5 protein-coding genes are annotated in these 4418 nt (G+C 55.9%); all 5 read right to left on the bottom strand.

What is annotated here, in order from left to right:
* Window positions 1–404 precede the first annotated feature (404 nt).
* Window positions 405–1148, bottom strand: a complete 744-nt coding sequence (locus ACW7G5_RS14575) for a hypothetical protein (protein WP_457005707.1) — start codon at window positions 1146–1148, stop codon at window positions 405–407.
* Window positions 1138–1389 carry a hypothetical protein gene (locus ACW7G5_RS14570; protein WP_457005706.1) on the bottom strand — a complete coding sequence of 84 codons (252 nt, stop codon included), beginning with the start codon at window positions 1387–1389 and terminating at the stop codon, window positions 1138–1140. The genes ACW7G5_RS14575 and ACW7G5_RS14570 overlap by 11 nt, the downstream gene beginning before the upstream one ends.
* 110 nt (window positions 1390–1499) lie before the next feature.
* Complete coding sequence (locus ACW7G5_RS14565; protein WP_457005704.1) at window positions 1500–2189, bottom strand: M23 family metallopeptidase; 690 nt, start codon at window positions 2187–2189, stop codon at window positions 1500–1502.
* 75 nt (window positions 2190–2264) lie between these two features.
* Complete coding sequence (locus tag ACW7G5_RS14560) at window positions 2265–2891, bottom strand: hypothetical protein (RefSeq protein ID WP_457005702.1); 627 nt, start codon at window positions 2889–2891, stop codon at window positions 2265–2267.
* A gap of 988 nt (window positions 2892–3879) precedes the next feature.
* Complete coding sequence (locus ACW7G5_RS14555) at window positions 3880–4263, bottom strand: carboxypeptidase-like regulatory domain-containing protein (RefSeq protein ID WP_457005700.1); 384 nt, start codon at window positions 4261–4263, stop codon at window positions 3880–3882.
* Window positions 4264–4418 lie beyond the last annotated feature (155 nt).

The following is a 4418-nucleotide window of genomic DNA, read 5'->3' as shown; positions in this document are numbered from 1 at the left end:
GCCGATCGCCTGTGTCCTCATGCGTTCGAGCGTGGCCTCAGTAAGCCGCTCAGTCACAGCTGATCGCATGCCCTTGGCGTAGAGACTCTTAAAGTCGCGCTGATCTGTCATGTGGTGCCTAACACCTAAGTTAAGCCGAATTGCAGCGCGTAGCCGGCCACATGGCAAGCTCTTTCTGCCATGTGGCTGGCGTAGCGATGCAATTTCGGCTTGAACGCATTGTTAGGCCCGCCAGACATTGAGGCTACTCACGTCGGAAGCCAGTACGAAGACCAAGACTGGAACCGCGACGCACATGGCACAGAAGGACAGGCATTTGGCCTAACAAGCGCAGCTAAGCCCCGTCCCGGTAAGGTATCGGCTTAAACACATCTTCGAGGCCTTCAGATCATTAGTTCGCCGGGTCAATCATCTCGCGATTGCAGAGATTTATTGAAGTTCTCGTTGAGTTCGTAATCAGGAGGCTTCAGTCCGTATGGCCTCTTGCCGCAAGCTCTACACTTGAGTCTATCCTGGATAGTCGTAAGGCTATTCCCCAGCTCGTAAAGCCGCAAAAGCCAGCTGCTTGGCATATCTTTAGGCGGGCTGCAGTTGCAGAATACTCGCACCCCCATTCCCGACGAGACCCAGGACTCTATAGACGCCGTTACTCCATCTGCAAAAACGAATGCCCTTTCCAGATACAGCAGATCCTCATGGAACTGCCTGATCTTTTCCTCCGGCAATGTGCTCAAGTGCGCGAGATACTTTCCGCCGACCGTGCCGCTCAGTGATTGCGCGAGCTTGAATCGCACTTCAGAGGGCGGGCCAGCCACTCTCATTCTGTGGGCAGTCGAGCGATCCTTCCGTACCAACTTTGTATAGTCATAGTTTTCCCCGAAAGCTTGATCGTACTTAAAGTTGATCGACCAGACCTGTGTCGAGCCACTGAAATTATCAATTTGCCCGCGCATATACGTTAATTCAAGGTACTCGGTCGGGCTGCCTTCATAGTCTCCATGCCTATATGTTCGATGATACAGTTCGCCCTTTTGTGGGTACCAATGCGTGTCGGAGGGGCGGTACCTTTCTGCTGCTGTGGCGACTGCCTCCAGTCGCCTTAGAGGCATATCAAAAAGCACATTTTCCGGCGCTTTCTCAGCCTCCATCATAAATCCTTACCCTAAGTTCTTGCTGGAGTTGCAGAATTCTATCGGCATGCGCTGGTTCGATATTTTCGGTATTCCACATAACGGTTATCAAGTCATCGAGCAATCGAACATGCTCTTCCATAACCTGACCTGGCGTGAGGCGTTCTAGCAGAGATATCAACTCAGCGACGGTATCCAGTGAGGCAGGGTGGTCCTTCTCTTCAGCAAGGGCGACGAGTCTGCGATATTCAGGTTTCATGCTTTTCTTCTTGAATGGCGTATGCCTGAAGGGTAGGCGAGAACGGGGAGGGTGACGCCTAACGCCTGAATTAAGCCGACCCGCGAAGCGGGTTCGGCTTGAATGAATTGTTAGGCGCACATGCGGATGCGCTCCAAACGGCCAGGCATTCCATTGCGGACTGGCACCCAAGTGTCATCACGATAGACCTCATAGTTGTCAAAGCTGCAAGGTAGGCCCGAGGCCGAGCGAGGATCAGGAGCATCCATGAGATGAAAGTGCAGATGGGGGGCTGTGGAGTTCCCAGAGTGGCCCACCTCACCAAGTAGGTGGCCCGCAACCACCTTATCTCCCTTGTTGACCGTGATGGATCCGTTCTTGAGATGCGCGAGAAAGGCGAAGCAATGCGCTCCCTCTAAAATCAAGTAGTTTCCCGCCAGCGGCCTCAGATCTTCGTGCTTCTTCTCGTTGAAGAACAAACCATTCTTCAACGCAATGAAAACGTCTCTCGCCAAGTGGACGGTTCGTCTTTCCGGCCATCCATCCGCGGCATGTACAACTGTCCCAGCAAATGGAGCGATGACGGGCTGCGACCACCCGTAACAATCGTGGAGCTTCACGCGGCCCAACAGGTATCCAATGCTCTTCTTGCCGTGGAAATCGTCGACCTTTCCATCTTTCCAGCTCAGGCGGGTGAAATCGTAGGCATATGTTTGGGCCATGTAGTGCGTGCCGTGGCTGGGCACCTTGTGTGCAGGCGTATTGAGAGCAGACCACTCGCCGCGCAAAGGGAACCCGACAGAGATTGGTGAAACTTCCATGAACTCTCCTGTGCGCCTAACGCCTGAATTAAGCCGCGCCGCGAAGCGGCGTCGGCTTGAATGAATTGTTATGCGCTACCAGCGCCAATCATGGTCTTTTGGGCTGTCGACAACGAACTGGGGGTTGCCAAAGGCTGTGCTTGTGTCCAGCGTAACTTCGATTGTGATCGGTTGTGGCGAAATCTCAATCTCAGGCTCCTCCCTGTAAAGATAAGCAGAGGAAACTTCCGACATCCCTGCTTCCGGCAGATAGACGCGAATCGGCTGCCCGAGCGTGCTTGCGCCAATCAGGGTGTCGCCCCATGGATTGCTAGTCTCCGGCTCCAGGTAGTACTTGACCCCGTTACCCGGGGCCGTGATCCAAGAGGCGGCGCCATATACGTCCTCTTGATCTGGCGGGGCGCTCAGCCAGCCTGTCATATTCGCCAAGTCGTAGGCCGGAAAGCCGTCCGGCAGCACTACAGCCACTGCACCGCTTCTTTGAGAATGCAGCTCAACTCGAAAGACGCCAGGACGTTCCTCCCTAGCTATGCCGTCGTAATCACTAATTGCCGCCCTCACGTCCGACGCGCTCCCGCTCTTTACCAGTATCCAGCCTTGTGCGGGCTTGAACAATACGTCTACCGAGTCGTCGGCTGCCTCGCAGCTTATAGCCGAGGCAATCATGAGAGCGGCAAGCAGGAGTTTGGGGTACGTAGACATTTGGATGCGCATAACGCCTGAGTTAAGCCGAGCAGCGTAGTGAAGCGAAACACATGGCAAGCTTTACCTGCCATGTGTTTCGCGTAACGAAGCGGATTCGGCTTGAACGACTTGTTAGGCCGCCGCACGCCGAGCTTGCGCCCGACCTCGCGACAGCCCAACCCCTGAGCCGAACAGTACAACAAGTCTGGCCGATCGGCCTGAGGCTGGCACTTGTTGGGGCCGAAGCCGAAACCAGCGACTCGCGCGGCCAAGAACTCTCACAGCGCCGTGTCCGAAGCCGACTCGGCCGGTCGAGTCTTGCGGAGAGTCGCGCCTGTCCGAAGCCGAGCTGCTGCAGGGCTGACTGCCGATGCCTACCCCGCGCGTGCGAGGTGCAAATGCTGCGGATAGGCGAGGCGCCACAGATTGCCCGGAACCAGGCAGCAACAGTGCGGGAAACAAGGCCTAACACCAGAGTTAAGCCGAGACGCGTATTGGAGCGAAGCACATGGCAAGCTCTACCTGCCATGTGGTTTGCGTAACGAAGCGGCTTCGGCTTGAACGACTTGTTAGGCCGCCGCAAACCGAACTTGCGCCCGACCTTGCGACAGCCCAACCCCTGAGCCGAACAGTACAACAAGTCTGGCCGAACGGCCTGAGACTGGCATTTGCCGGGGCCAAAGCCGGAACACTGGACTCGCGCGGCCAAGAACTCTCATTGCGCCCTGTCCGAAGCCGACTCGGCCGGTCAAATCTTGCGGAGAGTCGCGCCTGTCCGAAGCCGACCTGCTGCAGGGCTGACTGCCGATGCCAGCACCGCGCGTACGAGATGCAAACGCTGTGGATAAGCGATGCGCTACAGATCGCCTGGAACCCGGCAACAGCAGTGCGGGAAACAAGGCCTAACACTTAAGTTAAGCCGCGCCGCGTAGTGGAGCCAAGCACATGGCAAGCTGTACCTGCCATGTGCTTGGCGTAACGAAGCGGTGTCGGCTTGAACGCATTGTTAGAGGGCCACACCGCACCACTGGCCGTCATTGAGCAGGAGATCGACTTTGAGTTCTTGCGTATCAAGCAGACCAAGGGGAATGGAATCTCCACATCCAACGCTTCCTCGTCTCGTAACCAAAATGGAGTACTCGCCTTTCAGATTACTCTTTAAGCTAAATGCGCCATTTGCATCTGCTTTGGTCTCAAATTGAGCGGCACGCAATTCGCAGAAGCCGCACCAGCTCGGGGTGCGTTGGAACCGGTGAAGGACTATGGTCGCATCGGACTGCACGTCCCCGCCCGAGTCTCGAACGATGCCGTGAATCGACCACGGATGATCGCTGAGTGGCACCGGCTCCAACGGGCTAGAGCAGGCTGAAACTGCGATGGCCAGCAGCACGGATCCCGATAATGTTCTCATTGGCCCTCGAACACCTAAGTTAAGCCGAATTGCAGCGCGTAGCCGGCAACATGGCAAGATCTTCCTGCCATGTTGTTGGCGTAGCGATGCAATTTCGGCTTGAACGCATTGTTAGACCACTATCTACTGAGGTT

This window comes from Luteimonas sp. A501 (genome assembly GCF_054052085.1).
Note: the sequence above shows the minus strand (reverse complement) of the source record. Positions and strands in the feature narration are given on the sequence as shown.

Bases quoted from the DNA above. Each gene is read 5' to 3' on its own strand.
- ACW7G5_RS14575 (WP_457005707.1), bottom strand. From the start codon at position 1,148: ATGGAGGCTGAGAAAGCGCCGGAAAATGTGCTTTTTGATATGCCTCTA.
- ACW7G5_RS14570 (WP_457005706.1), bottom strand. From the start codon at position 1,389: ATGAAACCTGAATATCGCAGACTCGTCGCCCTTGCTGAAGAGAAGGAC.
- ACW7G5_RS14565 (WP_457005704.1), bottom strand. From the start codon at position 2,189: ATGGAAGTTTCACCAATCTCTGTCGGGTTCCCTTTGCGCGGCGAGTGG.
- ACW7G5_RS14560 (WP_457005702.1), bottom strand. From the start codon at position 2,891: ATGTCTACGTACCCCAAACTCCTGCTTGCCGCTCTCATGATTGCCTCG.